Source organism: Streptomyces sp. NPDC091292 (genome assembly GCF_044757265.1).
Classification (GTDB): domain Bacteria; phylum Actinomycetota; class Actinomycetes; order Streptomycetales; family Streptomycetaceae; genus Streptomyces.
This window is the reverse complement of sequence record NZ_JBIVUQ010000008.1, coordinates 314,418-330,616: the sequence shown is the minus strand read 5'-3', so window position 1 is coordinate 330,616 and position 16,199 is coordinate 314,418. Positions and strand designations below refer to the sequence as shown.

The following is a 16,199-nucleotide window of genomic DNA, read 5'->3' as shown; positions in this document are numbered from 1 at the left end:
GGTGATCTGGCCATTTTTTGAAGATGGGTCCCCCCGGGGGGCTCAGGCGGGGGGTTGCGTGATTGGCGGTAGGGGGCGTTCCGCCACCAGTTGGGTGCCGCTTGTTCTGCCGGTGGGGTGGAAGTCGAGGCCCCGGTAGAACGGTTCGGGGCCGCCGGGGCGGGGGTTGTACGTCACCGTGGCCGTACTGCCGCCTCTGCGGAGGATCTCCTCGCAGACCGACTCCACTGCGAAACGGCCGTATCCATGACCCTGTTGGTCCGCCGCTATGTTCAGGCGCCAGATGCCGTCCCGGGCGGTGTCGGACGGGTCGTCCGGGTAGAAGCGGACCCCGAAGAAGGCCATGACGAAGCCCACGAGCCGGTCGCCGTCGAAGATCAGGCGGGGCCAGGCGACCTCCGGCTGGGCGTACGCCTCTGCCAGTGACCAGGCGACGGGGGAGACGAGATCCTGCTGGTCGGGGCGTACGGACAGGCGGCAGGCCGCCTCGACGTTGGCCGGAGTGATCTCTTCCAGGCGGAGCGATGAAGACATGGGCGGACCCTAGATTCCCCTCAGGGCGGAACGCCACCTGCTTTTCGTCCGGCGGCGCGCTTCTACCCTGGACAGGTGACCCCTCAGGTGCCGAACCCAGCCCGTGTCGTCCCGCTGCGCCCCGCCCCGGTGGCCGCCCGGCCGGAAGCGACGCCCGCCCCGAGAGAACCGCTGTGGAGGGACCTCGTCGGGGACGTCCTCCGGCGTGAACGGCTCGCGCAGCAGCGCACGCTCAAGGACGTCGCCGAAGCGGCCCGTATCTCCATGCCGTACCTCTCCGAGCTGGAGCGGGGGCGCAAGGAGGCCTCGTCCGAAGTCCTCGCCGCCGCTGCCCGCGCGCTCGGCCTCGACCTCGCCGGTCTGCTCGCCCTGACCCACGGCGAGCTGGTGCGCCTCACCGCCGTGAGGCACACCACCGGCCGCAGGCCGCAGAGCGCGCCGAACACCTCGCGCTACGGCGGGATGTGCCTGGCCGCCTGAGCCGACACGGTCCAGGGGTCAGGTGGCTCGTACGACTCTGCGGCCCAGGACCTCGTCGGCGAGGCCGTACGCCACGGCCTCCTCGGCGCTGAACACCTTGTCCCGGTCCATGTCCGCGCGCAGCGTCGCCACGTCGTGCGGTGTGTGCCGGGACAGCACCTCCTCGACCTGTGCGCGGATGCGGAGCATCTCCTTCGCCTGGAGGCTGAGGTCCGAGACGGTGCCCTGCCGACCGCCGCTCGCGGGCTGACCCAGCAGCACCCGCGCGTGCTCCAGGACGAACCGCCGACCCGGGTCGCCGCCCGCAAGGAGCACCGCCGCGGTCGACGCCGCCTGACCCACGCAGAACGTCGAGATGGGTGCCTGGACGAAGGTCATCGTGTCGTAGATGGCCATCAGCGAAGTGAAGGAGCCGCCGGGCGAGTTGATGTAGATCGCGATCTCGGACTCGGGGCTCGCCGACTCCAGGTGGAGAAGCTGGGCGATGACGACGTTGGCGACGCCGTCATCGATCTCCGTGCCGAGGAAGATGATCCGTTCCGAGAGGAGCCGGCTGTAGACGTCGTAGGACCTTTCGCCCTGCGTGGTGCGTTCGACGACCGTCGGGATCGTGTACTGGCCCATGTCAGAGTCCCATCCGTCGCCGGTCGCCCGCCGGACGGACCGTGTCGAGTGAGTCGACCACCCGGTCGACCATGCCGTACTCCTTGGCCTGTGCCGCGGTGAACCAGCGGTCGCGGTCCCCGTCGCGGGAGATCGTCTCGACGGACTGGCCGGAGTGTTCGGCGGTGATCCGCTCGATGGACTGCTTCATGAATTCGAGGTTCTCCGCCTGGATCGCGATGTCGGCGGTGGTGCCGCCGATGCCGGCGGACGGCTGGTGCATCATGATGCGGGCGTTCGGCAGGGCGAAGCGCTTGCCCTTCGCGCCGACCGTGAGCAGGAACTGCCCCATGCTGGCGGCGAACCCCATCGCGAGGGTCGACACGTCGTTGGGGATGAGCTGCATCGTGTCGTAGATCGCCAGACCGGCCGTCACCGAGCCGCCGGGGCTGTTGATGTACAGGCTGATGTCCGTACGGGGGTCCTCGGCGGACAGCAGCAGCAACTGGGCGCAGACCCGGTTCGCGGAGACCTCGTCGACCTGGGTGCCGAGGAAGACGATCCGCTGGGTGAGGAGCTGCGCGGCGAGATGGTCGTCGAACCGGGTCGGAGGCGTGTCGCCGTCCTCGGCTCGTGGGGTCAGGGCCGGGTTCCGGCCGGTCGTCAGTGGCGCCATCGGTCCTCCTCGGAGTGGCGCGGCCCCTGATCGCCGCGCGTTCACTCCACTGTCGGCCGGGCGGTGCCCCCGGCCGAGGAATCTCGGCCCGCAGCAGATTCGCCGACGGCAGACAGCGCCGCGCGCCAGCCCCCGTACGCCGTGATGTCCTTCGCGCCGTCGAGGGCGGCGGGTTCGCAGAAGAAGCCGGGGACGGAGGTGCCGTCGGCGAGTTCGATCCGGCCGATGGTCATCGGGCGGGGCAGCGCGGCGGTCAGCCGGCCCAGACCTTCGGCGGGCAGGCGCCACACCTCCGCCTCGATCGGCGCGCCGCCGCCCGGACCGACGTACACCAGACCCGGCTTGGGCGGTGTCGTGGCGAGGGCGTGGAGGCGGTAGACGGGTGCCGTGCGTGTCGTGCGCTCCCAGCGGGCGCCGAGGGCGAGGAGGTGGGGGTTGAGGGGCTGGCCCGTGAGGTGGGCGCCGACCACCGCGACCCGCGTGGGCTCCGCCAGCAGCCGGGCGAGCTGTCCGAGGCGTTCGTCGGTGTGGGCGGGGCCGATCAGCATCACGCCGAACGGCAGCCCGCGCACCTCGCCCGCCGGGACCGCGACGGCCGCCAGGTCGAACAGGTTCGTGGAGTTGGTGAAACGGCCCAGGCGGGCATTGGCGCCGAGCGGGTCGGCGGCCACGTCGGCGAGCGTCGGATGGCCCGGTGCGGTCGGCAGGAGCAGGGCGTCCGCGTCGCCCAGCCGAGTCAGGGCCTGTGCGCGCAGTACGGCGAGACGGTCCCGGTCCGTGAAGAGGCGGTGGGCGGGGACGGTGCCCGCGCGGGTGATGATTCCGGCGACCGTGGGATCCAGGTCCGCCGAACCCTGAGCGACGAACTCGCCCACCGCCGTGTACCGCTCGGCCACGAACGCGCCCTCGTACAGCAGGACCCCGGCCTCGGTGAACGGCGCCGTATCGACCGTCCGCACCTCGGCGCCCGCATCACGCAGCCGGTCGACCGCCGCCGCGTACGCCTCCGCCCAGCCGTCGTCCAGCTCGCCGAGCCCGTCCGGTCCGGCGACGGCCACGCGCCAGGGGCCGGGGGCGCGCGGTGGCGGCGCGGTCGCGGGGCCGGTGATCAGATGGGCCAGGGCCTGTTCGGCCTCCGGGAGCGTACGGGCGAAGACGGACACGCAGTCCAGCGACGCGCACGCCGGGACGGTGCCGTCCACGGGGACGAGACCGCGGGTCGGCTTGAGGCCGACGATGCCGTTGAAGGCGGCGGGTACCCGGCCGGAGCCCGCGGTGTCGGTGCCCAGGGCCAGATCGGCGATGCCGAGGGCGACCGCGACCGCCGAACCGGAGCTGGAGCCGCCGCTGATGCGGGTGGGGTCGTGGGCGCACCGGACGGCGCCGTACGGGGAGCGGGTGCCGACCAGGCCCGTGGCGAACTGGTCCAGGTTCGTGGTGCCCAGGACCAGGGCGCCGGCCCCGCGGAGGCGGGCGACCGCCGGGGCGTCCGTCGTGGGGTGGTACGCGTAGGAGGGGCAGCCCGCCGTGGTGGGGAGGCCCGCCACGTCGATGTTGCCCTTCACGGCGAGGAGGGTGCCGGCGAGGGGGAGGTGTTCGCCTGCGGCGGTACGGGTGTCCAGATACCGGGCCTCCTCGGTCAACGTTTTCTCGTCGCGGAGGGTGATCCAGATTTCGGGGCGACTTTCCTCTCGGATGCGGGTGTAGGCGGCGGTGACTCGGTGAACTGTGCGTCCGGGCATCGGGGTCCTTGGGGTTGGTTCTTCGGGCGCGGCCCGGTGGTGGGTCTGTGCCCACCCGTCCCGCCCAGCGGGACAGCTGCCCACAGACAGGTCAGGGACTTGTGCGGCGGCTGCGCACAGGCGGGGTGGGGGCTTCTGTGGTGGGTGCCTACGGATGGGGCAGGGGCTTCTGCGGTGGGTGCCCACGGACGGGGCAGGGACTCTGTGGTGGGTGCGCACAGGCGGGGTGGGGGCTTCTGTGGTGGTTGCCGACGGACGGGGCAGGGGCTTCTGCGGTGGTTGCCCACGGACGGGGCAGGGGCCTCTGCGACAGCTGCCCACAGACAGGTCAGAGCGACGGGGTGAGGATGAGTAGTGGCGTGCCTGGTTCTACCTGGGCGCCCGGGGTCGTGAGGATTTGGGTGATGGTGCCCGGGTGTGGGGCGTGGATTCGGGATTCCATCTTCATTGCTTCCAGGGTCAGGAGGGGTTGACCTTCCGTCACCGTGTCGCCGGGGGACACGTTCACCTGCCAGACCGACGCCGCGAACTCCGCCTCGATCAGCCGGCCGCCCTCCGGCACCGTCACCTCGGCGGCCGTCGGCACCGGAGCCGCCGCCGACTCGGCGCGCGTGAACTCGCCCGCCGCCTCCCACGCCGCCCGCTCCCTGCCGAACGCGACGGCCTGATCGGCTCGGAACGCCAGGATCTCGTCCTCGTTCTCGGCTAGGAACCGGCGGTGCTCCGCCAGCGAGAACGTCCCTTCCTCGATCCGGGGGACGAAACGGCCGGACACGATGTCGGCGCGCAGGTCGAGGAGTTCGTCCGGGCCGACCGGGTACCACTTGACGCGGTCGAAGAAGCGGAGCAGCCAGGGCGAACCGGGGGCGAAGGCGCCGCGCTGCTGCCACCCGGACCACACCTGCGTGGTCCGGCCGACGAACTGGTAGCCGCCGGGGCCCTCCATCCCGTACACGCACAGATAGGCGCCGCCGATACCGACGGAGTTCTCGGCGGTCCAGGTGCGCGCCGGGTTGTACTTGGTGGTGACCAGGCGGTGGCGCGGGTCGAGCGGGGTCGCCACCGGGGCGCCCAGATAGACGTCCCCGAGACCGAGGACGAGATATTCGGCGTCGAAGACCGTGCGGTACACGTCGTCGACGGAGGCGAGACCGTTGACGCGACGGATGAACTCGATGTTCCAGGGGCACCAGGGCGCGTCGTCACGGACCCCGGCCATATAGCGGGCGATCGCCTCCCGGGTGGCCGGATCGTCCCAGGACAGGGGGAGGTGCACGGTCCGCGACGGCACCACCAGGTCATCGTCCGAGGGCAGACCGGACACGATCCGCCGTACCGTGTCGAGGAGTTCGGACTGCGGGACGGCATCCGGATCGGTCTGGATCTGGAGGGAACGGATTCCGGGCGTGACCTCGGTGACGCCCGGAAGCCGCGCGGCCTCCACGGCCCGCATCAGCGCGTGCACCCGCATCCGCAGGGCGAGATCGAGCTGCATGGGCCCGAACTCGACGAGGAGATTGTCGTCGCCGCCGCGCCGGTACGTGACGTCGTCGTGCCGGGCCAGGACGCCGCCGTCGGTGAGGGCGGCCCGGTCCGCGACGGGCCGTGCGGCGGGCGCGGCGCGCAGCCGGGCCGCCGCCTCGACGGTCACGGGCACGAACCGCACGGTGTCGCCGGGGCGCAACTGCCCCAGCTTCCAGCGCTGCCCCTTGACGACGGTCGCCGGACAGACGAAGCCGCCGAGCGACGGACCGTCGGGGCCGAGGAGCACCGGCATGTCGCCGGTGTAGTCGACCGCGCCGACCGAGTACGGCGTGTCATGGATGTTCGACGGGTGCAGGCCCGCCTCGCCGCCGTCGGCGCGCGCCCAGCGGGGCTTCGGGCCGATCAGCCGTACGCCGGTGCGGGCCGAGTTGAAGTGGACCTTCCAGTCGGCCGCGTAGAAGGCGTGGATGTCGTCCTCGGTGAAGAACTCCGGTGCCGCGTGGGGTCCTTCGGCCGCGCCGATCTCCCAGACCGACCCGAACACGGGCCGCCGGTCGACCGGTACGCGTACCCCCAAAAGGTCACCGGTACGGGCCGGACGCAGGACGTCGCCCGTCCGCAGCGCCCGCCCGCCGTGCCCCCCGAACCGGCCCAGCGTGAACGTCGACGCCGACCCCAGGAAGTCCGGTACGTCGAGCCCGCCACCCGCGAACAGCACATACGTCCGCAGCCCGTGCTCCGACGGCGCCCCGACCGCGAGGCTGGAACCGGCCGGCACCGCCACCGGCTCCCACCGCGCCACCGGGACCCCGTCCACGGTCACCTCGGCCGGGGCGCCCGTCACACACACCGTCGTCGGATGGGTGAAGCGGAGCGTCGGGCCCTGGAGGGTGCATTCGAGGCCCGGGGCGCCCTCGGGGTTGCCGAGCGCGCGATTGCCGAGCCGGAACGACAGGTCGTCCATCGGCCCGCACGGCGGAACCCCGACCTGCCAGTACCCCGTACGGCCCGGCCAGTCCTGGACCGTCGTCAGCGTCCCGCCCGCCGTCACCTCGATGCGCGGCGTCGGATCGGTGACACCCGCCAGGGTCGCCGTCGTATGCGCGGCCGTGCGGAACGAGCCGTCGGCGAGCGCCGCCCGCACCAGACCGAGGTTCGTCTCGATGCCGTCCACGCGGGTTGCGGCGAGCGCCGTGTCGAGCCTCGCCAGGGCATCGGCCCGGTCGGCGCCGTGCGCCACGACCTTCGCGAGCATCGGGTCGTACGCGGTCGTCACCTCGGTGCCCGTCTCGATCCAGCCGTCGACCCGGACGCCGTCGGGGAACGCCACCCGGGTCAGCAGGCCCGCGCTCGGCCGGTGGTCGCGGGACGGGTCCTCGGCGTAGATCCGGGCCTCCACGGCGTGCCCGCGTGCCGGACCGGGGTCCCGTACCACGCCCGTGTCGCCCTGGGCGAGGCGCAGCATCCAGGCGACCAGGTCCACACCGTGGATCTCCTCGGTCACCGGATGCTCGACCTGGAGCCGTGTGTTGACCTCCAGGAAGTACGCCTCCTCGCGCGCCGCGTCGTAGACGAACTCGACGGTCCCGGCCGACCGGTAGGCCACGCTTGCGCACAACTCCCTTGCGGAAATGGTCAGTTGCTCGCGGACCGCGTCGGGCAGGCCGGGCGCCGGGGCCTCCTCCACGACCTTCTGGTTGCGGCGCTGGAGGGAACAGTCGCGGTCCCCGAGGGTGACGACGCGGCCTTCGCCGTCGCCGAACACCTGGACCTCGATGTGCCGGGCCCGCTCGACCAGCCGTTCGAGGAACACCCCGGCCGACGCGAAGGAGGCGGCGGCGACCCGCTGTAGGCGGTCCCACGCCTGCGTCAGCTCGTCGGGGGAGTGGCACGCGGACATTCCGATGCCGCCGCCCCCGCCGGTCGCCTTCAGCATCACGGGGTAGCCGATCCGGTCCGCCGCCGCGAGCGCCCGGGGCAGCCCGTCGAGCAGTCCGGTCCCCGGTGCGAGGGGCACGCCGGCCGCCTCGGCCGCCGCGCGCGCCGTGTGTTTGGCGCCGAACAGCTCCAGTTGGCCGGGCGTCGGTCCCACGAACACGATCCCGGCGTCCTCGCAGCGCCGCGCGAAACCGGCGTCCTCGGACAGGAACCCGTACCCCGGGTGCACGGCCCCCGCACCGGAGTCCTTCGCCGCCCGCAGCACCGAATCGGCGTCCAGATACGACTCCTTGGCGGGCGCGGGCCCCAGCCGCACCGCCGAGTCGGCGAGCCGGACGTGCGGGGCGCCGCGATCCGCGTCGGAGTACACGGCGACCGTACGCAGTCCCAGCTCACGGGCGGTACGCAGGACGCGTACGGCGATCTCCCCGCGATTGGCGACAAGCAGCGTGTCGAAGGTGTCGAAGGTGTTGACCGTCATGCGGTGGCCCCGGTGTCGTCGGCGGTCACGGTCATCTCCACCGGTGTCGGCTCGAAGCCGTTGCACGGGTTGTTGATCTGGGGGCAGTTGGAGACCAGGACGAGGACGTCCGTCTCGGCGCGCAGGGTCAGCCGCAGGCCCGGCGCGGAGATGCCGTCCACGATGCCGAGGGTGCCGTCCCGTTCGACGGGCACGTTCATGTACCAGTTGACATTGGGGACGAGGTCGCGGGCGCCGAGTCCGTAACGCCCGCCCTCGGCGAGGAAGTTCTCCACGCACGCGTGCTGGGACCAGGTGTGATGCCCGTATCTGAGCGTGTTCGACTCCTTGGAGCAGGCGCCGCCGACCGTGTCGTGCCGGCCGACCTGGTCCTCGGTGACCGTCATCAGCGGGGTGTGCTCGTTCGACATCAGGACACTGCCCGTGGTGAGGAAGAGGGAGCCCTGTGCCTGGAGGGTGTCGGGGGCGCTGTAGCGGACGGCGGTGTCCCCGGCGTCGTACACCAGGAAGTCGACGGCCTGGTTGCCGCGCAGATCGGTGACGGTCAGCGAGGCGCCGGCGGGCAGCACGGCCGACCAGGGGGCGCGCGCCGGGACGACGGAGGAACGGCGGCTCACGACGGGGGAAGGGCTGGTCACGGTGGCGGAGCGGCTGTTCATGCGATCCCCCTGGAGGCCAGGAACCCGGCGGTGTTCAGGAAGGCCCGGCGGCCCTCCGGCGTGGCCTCCCACAGCGGATCGCCGGGCGCGGTCGGCGCGGCCCGCCAGGCCAGCACCTCCAGCGGCCCCGAGACATAGGCGGTACGGGGGTCCAGGGGGTGCGGCACATTCGCGAGGAGCACGGTGACGTCCTGTTCGGCGCGGAGCGTGACGCTGCCGCCGGGGCCCACCGAGCCGGTGAATTCGAGGGTGCCGTCCTCGCGTACCGTCACGCCCTGGAAGAAGGAGAGCGACGGCGGCAGATCGCGGGCCGACAGGCCGTTCTTGGCCGCCGCCAGCTTGAACAGCTCGCGCCCGGCGGGTGAGCCGGACTGCGGTGAACCGTCCCCGTACCGGCGGGAGTTGCGGACCAGCGTCGACGTGCCGCACAGCGCGTCATGGCGTCCCGAGGTGTCCGCGGTCACGGAGGCGAGGACGCGGCCCTGGCCGGAGAGGAGCAGCCGGTGCTCGCCGAGGTAGGCGTTCCACTGCACCTTGACCGTGTCGGCGGTGTTCAGGCGCTCCCAGGGACGGTCGGCGGCGAACAGCAGCAGATGCGCGCAGGCGTCCCCGGTCAGGTCTGTCAGGCGCAGCTCCGTGCCCCGGGCCAGGACCCGGTGCGTGGAGCCGCCGCCCGCGACGGTCTCGGCCCAGACCAGATGACCGGCTGCGCACGGGGGATCGGGCCAGGCGCTCGCCGGGACGACCGGCATGGCGTCGGCGCGGTTGCCCTCTTGGGCGCGGGCGTGGTCGCGTGCTCCGTGGGTGGTCGCTGTCGCCATCGCGTGACCTTCCGGCTCGGCATTTCTGTCGGTCGACAGAAATTAGGAGCCGGCCGGGTCGCCGCCATTGCCCCGGCGTTGCCGCGTGGTTACCGATCCCTCACCGCGCTCACCGGCCCGGCGGCGGCACCGTCCTGGTGTGCGAGGATCGGACACATGGGGACCGGTGAGGCGAGGGACATGGGCCAGGGGCCCGAGGACGCGGGCCCCGCCGGGTCCGTCGTACGCCGGGTCGGCCGCCCGCGCGCCGACCGGCGCCCCGACAGCGGCCTGTCCCCCCGCGACGAACTCCTGAGCGCGGCGGCCGAGTTGTTCACCACCCGTGGCTACGCGGCCACCACCACCCGGGCCGTCGCCGAACGCGCGGGCATGCGGCAGGCCACCATGTACCACTACGTCTCCGGCAAGGAAGACCTGCTCGCCGAACTCCTGGAGTCCACCGTCACACCCTCCCTCGCGCTGGCCCGGCGGCTCCTCGCGGACGACTCGGAACCGGCGGCCGAGCGGCTCCGCCGGCTGTGCCGGTCCGACGTGGAACTGCTGTGCGGCGGTCCGCACAACCTCGGCGGTCTCTATCTGCTGCCCGAGGTGCGCGCCGAACGCTTCGCCGGGTTCCACGCCGTACGGGCCGAACTCAAGGACGCCTACCGGCAGTTGCTCGCCGAGACCCCGCCCGGCGGCGCGCTCGCGAAGAGTGAGCTGGAGCTGCGGACCGACCTCGTCTTCGGGCTCATCGAGGGTGTCATCCTGGTCCACCGGTCCGATCCGGAGCGCGCCGTGTCGGCGTTCGCCGAAGCCACGGCGGACGCGGCCCTGCGTATCGCAGGACTCTGAAAGCGACGCCCTTAGACAAAGCCGCGCCCTTGGACAAAGCCGCGCCCTTGGACAAAGCCACAACCAGCAGCCCCCGAGATCCCCGCAAGATCCACACAACTCGTTCCGACCGCCTTTCGGCGCCCCCTTGTTCACCCACGCAGGGGACCGGCTATCGTACGACCGCACTTCCTTACTCCACGTGTGCGAACCGTCTCCCAGCGTGCAAATGGGCCGAGTCTAACCGCCCCCGCACCGGCATTTCCGGTGCTTGCGGAATATGACACGGCGATGTTCCGGCGGGACTAAGCTCGCCCGCAGCGCGCTGAGTTGAGCAGGATTCGCGCGTTTGTTTGTCATCCAGCCAACCCCCAGACCTCCCCCCGACACCTCCCCCAGCCGACTGTCTTAGAGGGCATACATGGTGAGTGTTCAAGCGCCTCCCGGTGGCCGAGAAGTTCCTTACGTCCGCGTGCTGTTGCTGCCGGCGGTCCTGATGGCCGCGGTGACAGGGGCCTCCGTCGCCCTGGTCACGGAGCCGGCCCGGCTCGCCGTCGGACTCTGCGGCGCCATCGGCACGCTCCTGGTCCTCGCGGTCGCATCCGAGGTCGTGCGCCGCGGGCGCGCGCTGCGGAACCTCCGCGCCGAGCACGCCCGCCGGATCGAGCACCTCGAAGGGCGGATCGCCGCCCATGACGCCGAGACCGCCCACCTCGGCCGGCAGCTCCTGCCCGACGCGCTGTTCCGGCTCCGCCAGGGCGAGTCGCCGAACGAGGTCATCGCGGCCGTCGTGGACGGCGACCCCGCCTACCGCGACCTGCCCGACGCCCAGCGCCGACTGCTGCGCGACGTCCTGACCATCGTCGACAACGAAGAGGCGATGCGTGAGTCCACGCAGCGCGCCTTCGTCAACGTCGCCCGGCGCGTCCAGGCGATCGTCCACCAGCAGGCCGCGGAGCTCCGCGAGATGGAGGAGGACCACGGGCGCAACCCCGAGGTCTTCGACGACCTGCTGCGCATCGACCACGGCACCGCGCTGATCGGCCGGCTCGCCGACTCCATCGCGGTACTCGGCGGCGCCCGCCCCGGCCGCCAGTGGCCCAAGCCCGTACCGCTGTTCAGCGTGCTGCGCGGCGCGATGTCCCGGATCCTCGAATACCGGCGCATCGACCTGCACTCCATCGCCAAGGTCGCCATCAAGGGCACCCATGTGGAGCCCCTGATCCACGCCTGCGCGGAGCTGCTCGACAACGCGACGCGGTACTCGCCCCCGCAGACCCGGGTGCACGTCACCGCCGTCGAGGTGCAGACCGGGATCGCCATCGAGATCGAGGACGGCGGCGTCAGCCTCAGCGAGGAGGCCCGGCTGCGCGCCGAGCGCATGCTCGCCCAGGCCCAGGCCGGTATCGACCTGAAGGACCTCGGTGAGACCCCGCGCCTGGGCATGGCCGTCGTCGGCCGCCTCTCGCAGATGTACCACATGCAGATCTCGCTGCGGCAGTCCGCGTACGGCGGCGTCCGCGCCGTCCTCATCGTGCCGCGCGACATGCTCACCACCGGCCCCGCGCCCGGTCTCGCCCACGGCATCGGCGCCACCGCCGTGCCCCGCGTGAACGACGACGGGTCGCCGATGGAAGAACTCAAGCGCAAGGCGAAGAAGCGCCGCCCCACCACGGGCCCCCGGCGCCCCGTCGACGACCTGCCGCTGACGGCGACCATGGACGACGACGTGCCCGTGGTCACCGAGTGGACGCCGAACGGGCTGCCGCAGCGCCGCAGCCGCGTCAAGACCCCGCTCAGCCAGCGGTATGCGGAGGCCGCCGCCGCGCAGGCGGCGGAGGCCGCCGGTGAACCCAGCCCGTGGAACATGCCGCCGCCCCCGTCGTCCGACCCTGCGGACGATCCCGAACCGGGCCTGTGGGTCGAGGCGTTCATGAACGGCATCAAGGGTCCCGGTGGTACCGGGCACGACCCGTGGGACGGCCCGCAGCCGCAGGCACGCCCGGAGCACGACGACGTGGTGGACGAGGGGGACCGCAAGTGATCCAGCAGCGAGCCAATTTCGACTGGATGCTCAAGGAACTGGCGGACGGCGTGCCGCAGACCCGGCAGGTCGTGGTGCTCTCCGCCGACGGCCTCCGGATCGCCCGCTACGGCGGCGAACCCGACGCCGCCGACCGGCTCGCCGCCGCCTGCGCCGGGCTGCAGAGCCTCGCCTCCGCGGTCGCCGCGGAGATCCCGGACAGCGACGGCCGGATGCGGATGGTCATCATCGAGGTCAGCGGCGGCTACTTCTATCTGATGGCCGCGGGCGCCGGCGCCTACCTCGCCGTCCTCGCCGACGAGACCGTCGACGCGGGCCTGATGAGCAACCGTATGCGTGATCTCGTGGTCCGGATCGGCGCCCACCTGACGAGCCCGCCGAGGCGTGACGGGCAGACCGTATGACTCCTCCGCAACGCGCTCGCCGCACTCCGTTACCCGGTCAGGAGAAGGACCCTGAACGGCTGTACGTCATCACGGGCGGCCCGGAAGGTGCGGAGCGGGCCGAACTCGACCTCGTCACCCTGATCGTGGCGCGTGCCGACCCGCCGCCGACCGCCCAGCCCGAGCAGGCCACCGTCCTGAGGCTGTGCAAGTCCCCCTTGTCCGTGGCCGAGCTGTCGGCCTACCTCAATCTGCCGTTCAGCGTGGTGACCGTGCTGCTGACCGAGCTGCTGGCGGCCGAACTGGTCCAGGCGCGCGCCCCGATCGTGCGTTCCGCGCTGCCCGACCGTTCCCTTCTCGAAGCGGTGATGCATGGACTTCAAAGGCTCTGAGACGATCACGGGTCCCCGCGAAGAGGACCATCTGCCGGACACCGCGTCCGCGGCCGTGAAGATCGTGATCGTGGGCGGATTCGGGGTCGGCAAGACCACCATGGTGGGCGCCGTCAGCGAGATCCGCCCGCTGACCACCGAAGAGACGATGACGCAGGCCGGTATAGGAGTCGACGACAACTACGGCTCCGACACCAAGACCGCGACCACCGTCGCGATGGACTTCGGACGGATCAGCATCACCGACCAGTTGGTGCTGTATCTGTTCGGCACTCCGGGGCAGGAACGCTTCTGGTTCCTGTGGAACGGCCTCTTCGAAGGAGCGCTCGGCGCCGTCGTGCTCATCGACACGCGGCGCCTGGAAGTCAGCTTCGACGTCATAGGGCGCCTGGAGGAGCGGGGCGTGCCGTTCGTCATCGCCGTCAACGACTTCCCCGACGCGCCGAGTTACCCGGTGGAGGAGTTGCGTAAGGCGCTCGACCTGTCCGACGACATCCCCATCGTCAAATGCGACGCCCGCAAGAAGGCGTCCAGCCGGGATGTCCTCATGACGCTGATGCACTTCCTGCATTCGCTGACGGTGACCTCCGCCTGAGCGCAGCCCCTCTGCCGACCCGCCCCTCATGTCCGCGTACCCCCATCCGCATATCCACATATCCACCGGACCCCGGAACCTCGGAGCGACCCCCGTGACGACTCCCTCCCACCGCTTCCCCGGCATGGACGACACCGGCCCGAACCCACCGCCGGGCTGCCCCGCGCACGGCCTGACGTCCTCCTCCGGCACACCCGGCCGGCGCCGGCTGTACGGCCCCGAGGCGGACACCGACCTCGCCGGCCTCTACGAGAAGCTGCGCGCCGAGCACGGCCAGGTCGCGCCCGTGTTCATCCACAACGACGTACCGATGTGGGTGGTGCTCGGGCACAGCGAGAACCTCCACATGACGAGCACGCCGTCGACGTTCAACCGCGACGCGCGTATCTGGTCGGCCGTCCGCGACGGCACCGCCGGGCCCACCCACCCGCTGGCGCCCGTCTTCTCCTGGCAGCCGATCTGCAGCTTCGCCGAGGGCGCCGAGCACCAGCGGCTGCGCGGCGCGGTCACCGGCGCCATGTCGACGATCGACCACCGGGGCGTACGCCGCTACATCAACCGCTACAGCCAGCGCCTTGTCAACGACATCTGCCAGGAGGGCCGCGCCGACCTGGTCAGCCAGTTCGCCGAGCAACTGCCGATGGCCGTGATGTGCGAGATCCTCGGCATGCCCGAGGAGTACAACGAACGCATGGTGCAGGCCGCCCGCGACATGATCAAGGGCACCGAGACGGCCATCGCCAGCAACGAGTACGTGATGGGCGCGATGATGCATCTCGTCGCGCGGCGCCGCGCCCAGCCCGAGGAGGACTTCACCAGCGCACTCATCGGCCACGAGTCCCGCCTCACCGACGACGAGGTGGCGCAGCACCTGCGGCTGGTCCTCATCGCCGCGTACGAGGCGACGGCCAACCTCATCGCCAACGTCCTGCGCATGGTCCTCACCGATCCGCGGTTCCGCGCCCAGCTCAGCGGCGGCCAGATGACGGTGCCCGAGGCGGTGGAGCAGACCCTGTGGGACGAGCCGCCGTTCACCGCGATGGTGGGCTACTTCGCCAAGCAGGACACCGAGCTGGGCGGCCAGCACATCCGCGCGGGCGACGGCCTCATCATGGGCATCGCGCCCGGCAACGTCGACCCGTCGATCCGGCCCGACCTCGCCGCGAACATGCAGGGCAACCGCTCCCACCTCGCGTTCAGCGGCGGGCCCCACGAGTGCCCCGGACAGGACATCGGGCGCGCCATCGCCGACACCGGCGTCGACGCGCTCCTGATGCGGCTGCCCGATGTGCAACTCGCGGTGGACGAGGACGACTTGGAGTGGCGGTCGTCCATCCTCTCGCGGCACCTCGTGGAGCTGCCGGTCACCTTCGCGCCGAAGCCGCCGCAGGACGTGATGGCCCGGCCCAGCATGGGCGGCGCGCAGACCGCGCGTACCGACTGGCAGGTGTCGAGCCCGTCGTCGGCCGACGTGCCCCGGCAGGAGCGTCCCGCCCCGCCGGCGCCTCTGCCGCCGCAGGTCGCGGCGCCCACGCCCGACGAGCCCGCTGTCCCGGCGCCGCGCGGTGCCTGGGCGCGGCTCGTGCGGTGGTGGCGCGGCTACTGACCGGTGCCGGTCGTCCCTGGAGGCGCGGGCCACGCCTCCAGGGTCCGGCCGCTGACGAACCGGTGGGCCCGTCCCGTGACCGGATCCGTGAACTCCAGTACCCGTGCGAGGAGTTGCAGCGGACGCCGGAAGTCACCGTCCGGCACGGGGCCGGCCACCACCGGGTACACCGGGTCGCCGACGATGGGCACGCCCAGCGTGCTCATGTGCACCCGTAGCTGATGGGTACGCCCCGTGCGGGGCAGCAGCCGGTAGCGGCCCAGGCCCGCCCGGTGCTCGACCAGTTCGACACGGCTCTCCGCGTTCGGCTCACCGGGCACCTCGCGGGCGGCGATCACCCCGCGCTCCTTCTCGATCCGGGAGCGCACGGTACGCGGCAGCGTCAGCTCCTTGTCGTACGGGGCGACGGCCTCGTACTCCTTGTGGATCCGCTTCTCGGCGAACAGGGTCTGGTAGGCGCCGCGTTCGGCCGGGCGCACCGTGAACAGGACCAGGCCCGCCGTGAGCCGGTCGAGACGGTGGGCGGCGCCGATGTCCGGGAGGTTCAGGTCGCGCCGGAGCCGGGCGAGCGCCGTCTCGGTGACATGGCTGCCGCGCGGGGTGGTCGCGAGGAAGTGCGGCTTGTCGACGACGACGATGTGCGCGTCCCGGTACACCACGTCGAGCGGGAACGGCACCGGCACCTCGGGCGGCAGGTCCCGGTGGAACCACAGCCACAGACCGGGCGTGTACGACGTGTCGGGCCGTACGGGGGTGCCGTCGGCGGTGACGAAGGCGCCGTCCCGCAGCATGCCGTCGATCACCTCGGCGGGCGGTGCGAGCCGGTCCACCAGGTGGTCGCGGACGGTGTCCCACGTCCCGTCGGCGGGCAGCCGCAGCCGGACGGCGTCGACCCCCTCGCGCTGAGGGAGGGGGGAAGGGGGAACGGGGCGGGAGCGGGTCATCGG

15 protein-coding genes are annotated in these 16,199 nt (G+C 71.9%); 7 read left to right on the top strand and 8 right to left on the bottom strand.

Annotated features, from left to right (window positions below):
- Nucleotides 1–42 precede the first annotated feature (42 nt).
- A complete protein-coding gene (locus ACIQNU_RS23745; RefSeq protein ID WP_401369701.1) occupies nucleotides 43–534 on the bottom strand; it encodes a GNAT family N-acetyltransferase in 492 nt (163 codons plus the stop codon).
- 75 nt (nucleotides 535–609) lie between these two features.
- Here ACIQNU_RS23745 and ACIQNU_RS23740 point away from each other — a divergent pair, with 75 nt between their 5' ends.
- Nucleotides 610–1,014 carry a helix-turn-helix domain-containing protein gene (locus tag ACIQNU_RS23740; RefSeq protein ID WP_401369700.1) on the top strand — a complete coding sequence of 135 codons (405 nt, stop codon included), beginning with the start codon at nucleotides 610–612 and terminating at the stop codon, nucleotides 1,012–1,014.
- 18 nt (nucleotides 1,015–1,032) lie between these two features.
- Here ACIQNU_RS23740 and ACIQNU_RS23735 read toward each other — a convergent pair whose 3' ends face one another.
- The 6 genes from ACIQNU_RS23735 to ACIQNU_RS23710 all read right to left on the bottom strand — a co-directional run bounded on the left by ACIQNU_RS23735 (nucleotide 1,033) and on the right by ACIQNU_RS23710 (nucleotide 9,419).
- Nucleotides 1,033–1,638, bottom strand: coding sequence for a ClpP family protease (locus ACIQNU_RS23735; RefSeq protein WP_401369698.1), 606 nt, complete (start codon nucleotides 1,636–1,638; stop codon nucleotides 1,033–1,035).
- Between the two features lies 1 nt (nucleotide 1,639).
- Nucleotides 1,640–2,293 carry an ATP-dependent Clp protease proteolytic subunit gene (locus tag ACIQNU_RS23730; RefSeq protein WP_401369695.1) on the bottom strand — a complete coding sequence of 218 codons (654 nt, stop codon included), beginning with the start codon at nucleotides 2,291–2,293 and terminating at the stop codon, nucleotides 1,640–1,642.
- A gap of 41 nt (nucleotides 2,294–2,334) precedes the next feature.
- Nucleotides 2,335–4,035: an allophanate hydrolase gene (atzF, locus tag ACIQNU_RS23725; protein WP_401369692.1), complete on the bottom strand. Its 1,701-nt coding sequence runs from the start codon at nucleotides 4,033–4,035 to the stop codon at nucleotides 2,335–2,337.
- A gap of 328 nt (nucleotides 4,036–4,363) precedes the next feature.
- The gene (uca, locus tag ACIQNU_RS23720; RefSeq protein ID WP_401369689.1) at nucleotides 4,364–7,939 is read right to left on the bottom strand and encodes an urea carboxylase; all 3,576 of its coding nucleotides are present in this window, start codon (nucleotides 7,937–7,939) and stop codon (nucleotides 4,364–4,366) included.
- Complete coding sequence (locus ACIQNU_RS23715) at nucleotides 7,936–8,598, bottom strand: urea amidolyase associated protein UAAP2 (RefSeq protein ID WP_401369686.1); 663 nt, start codon at nucleotides 8,596–8,598, stop codon at nucleotides 7,936–7,938. The genes uca and ACIQNU_RS23715 overlap by 4 nt, the downstream gene beginning before the upstream one ends.
- Nucleotides 8,595–9,419, bottom strand: a complete 825-nt coding sequence (locus tag ACIQNU_RS23710) for an urea amidolyase associated protein UAAP1 (protein WP_401369683.1) — start codon at nucleotides 9,417–9,419, stop codon at nucleotides 8,595–8,597. Before ACIQNU_RS23710 ends, ACIQNU_RS23715 begins: the two co-directional genes overlap by 4 nt.
- Before the next feature lie 180 nt (nucleotides 9,420–9,599).
- On the opposite strand from ACIQNU_RS23710, the gene ACIQNU_RS23705 reads away from it, so the two are divergent.
- The 6 genes from ACIQNU_RS23705 to ACIQNU_RS23680 all read left to right on the top strand — a co-directional run bounded on the left by ACIQNU_RS23705 (nucleotide 9,600) and on the right by ACIQNU_RS23680 (nucleotide 15,252).
- Nucleotides 9,600–10,253 (top strand): TetR/AcrR family transcriptional regulator, encoded by a 654-nt coding sequence (locus ACIQNU_RS23705; RefSeq protein ID WP_401369954.1) that lies wholly within the window; start codon nucleotides 9,600–9,602, stop codon nucleotides 10,251–10,253.
- A gap of 400 nt (nucleotides 10,254–10,653) precedes the next feature.
- Nucleotides 10,654–12,276, top strand: a complete 1,623-nt coding sequence (locus ACIQNU_RS23700) for an ATP-binding protein (RefSeq protein WP_401369680.1) — start codon at nucleotides 10,654–10,656, stop codon at nucleotides 12,274–12,276.
- Nucleotides 12,273–12,680 carry a roadblock/LC7 domain-containing protein gene (locus tag ACIQNU_RS23695; RefSeq protein ID WP_389896315.1) on the top strand — a complete coding sequence of 136 codons (408 nt, stop codon included), beginning with the start codon at nucleotides 12,273–12,275 and terminating at the stop codon, nucleotides 12,678–12,680. The genes ACIQNU_RS23700 and ACIQNU_RS23695 overlap by 4 nt, the downstream gene beginning before the upstream one ends.
- Nucleotides 12,677–13,051 carry a DUF742 domain-containing protein gene (locus ACIQNU_RS23690; protein ID WP_389896313.1) on the top strand — a complete coding sequence of 125 codons (375 nt, stop codon included), beginning with the start codon at nucleotides 12,677–12,679 and terminating at the stop codon, nucleotides 13,049–13,051. The genes ACIQNU_RS23695 and ACIQNU_RS23690 overlap by 4 nt, the downstream gene beginning before the upstream one ends.
- On the top strand, nucleotides 13,032–13,646 hold the full coding sequence (locus ACIQNU_RS23685) for a GTP-binding protein (RefSeq protein WP_401369677.1): 615 nt from the start codon (nucleotides 13,032–13,034) through the stop codon (nucleotides 13,644–13,646). Before ACIQNU_RS23690 ends, ACIQNU_RS23685 begins: the two co-directional genes overlap by 20 nt.
- A gap of 124 nt (nucleotides 13,647–13,770) precedes the next feature.
- On the top strand, nucleotides 13,771–15,252 hold the full coding sequence (locus tag ACIQNU_RS23680) for a cytochrome P450 (RefSeq protein ID WP_401369952.1): 1,482 nt from the start codon (nucleotides 13,771–13,773) through the stop codon (nucleotides 15,250–15,252).
- Here the strand turns inward: ACIQNU_RS23680 and ACIQNU_RS23675 are convergent.
- Nucleotides 15,246–16,196 (bottom strand): RluA family pseudouridine synthase, encoded by a 951-nt coding sequence (locus ACIQNU_RS23675; protein WP_401369674.1) that lies wholly within the window; start codon nucleotides 16,194–16,196, stop codon nucleotides 15,246–15,248. The genes ACIQNU_RS23680 and ACIQNU_RS23675 overlap by 7 nt on opposite strands.
- Between the last annotated feature and the right edge of the window lie 3 nt (nucleotides 16,197–16,199).

Coding starts and splice junctions, on each gene's coding strand:
- ACIQNU_RS23745 (WP_401369701.1), bottom strand. CDS start 534: ATGTCTTCATCGCTCCGCCTGGAAGAGATCACTCCGGCCAACGTCGAG.
- ACIQNU_RS23735 (WP_401369698.1), bottom strand. CDS start 1,638: ATGGGCCAGTACACGATCCCGACGGTCGTCGAACGCACCACGCAGGGC.
- ACIQNU_RS23730 (WP_401369695.1), bottom strand. CDS start 2,293: ATGGCGCCACTGACGACCGGCCGGAACCCGGCCCTGACCCCACGAGCC.
- atzF (WP_401369692.1), bottom strand. CDS start 4,035: ATGCCCGGACGCACAGTTCACCGAGTCACCGCCGCCTACACCCGCATC.
- uca (WP_401369689.1), bottom strand. CDS start 7,939: ATGACGGTCAACACCTTCGACACCTTCGACACGCTGCTTGTCGCCAAT.
- ACIQNU_RS23715 (WP_401369686.1), bottom strand. CDS start 8,598: ATGAACAGCCGCTCCGCCACCGTGACCAGCCCTTCCCCCGTCGTGAGC.
- ACIQNU_RS23710 (WP_401369683.1), bottom strand. CDS start 9,419: ATGGCGACAGCGACCACCCACGGAGCACGCGACCACGCCCGCGCCCAA.
- ACIQNU_RS23705 (WP_401369954.1), top strand. CDS start 9,600: ATGGGCCAGGGGCCCGAGGACGCGGGCCCCGCCGGGTCCGTCGTACGC.
- ACIQNU_RS23700 (WP_401369680.1), top strand. CDS start 10,654: ATGGTGAGTGTTCAAGCGCCTCCCGGTGGCCGAGAAGTTCCTTACGTC.
- ACIQNU_RS23690 (WP_389896313.1), top strand. CDS start 12,677: ATGACTCCTCCGCAACGCGCTCGCCGCACTCCGTTACCCGGTCAGGAG.
- ACIQNU_RS23685 (WP_401369677.1), top strand. CDS start 13,032: ATGGACTTCAAAGGCTCTGAGACGATCACGGGTCCCCGCGAAGAGGAC.
- ACIQNU_RS23680 (WP_401369952.1), top strand. CDS start 13,771: ATGGACGACACCGGCCCGAACCCACCGCCGGGCTGCCCCGCGCACGGC.
- ACIQNU_RS23675 (WP_401369674.1), bottom strand. CDS start 16,196: ATGACCCGCTCCCGCCCCGTTCCCCCTTCCCCCCTCCCTCAGCGCGAG.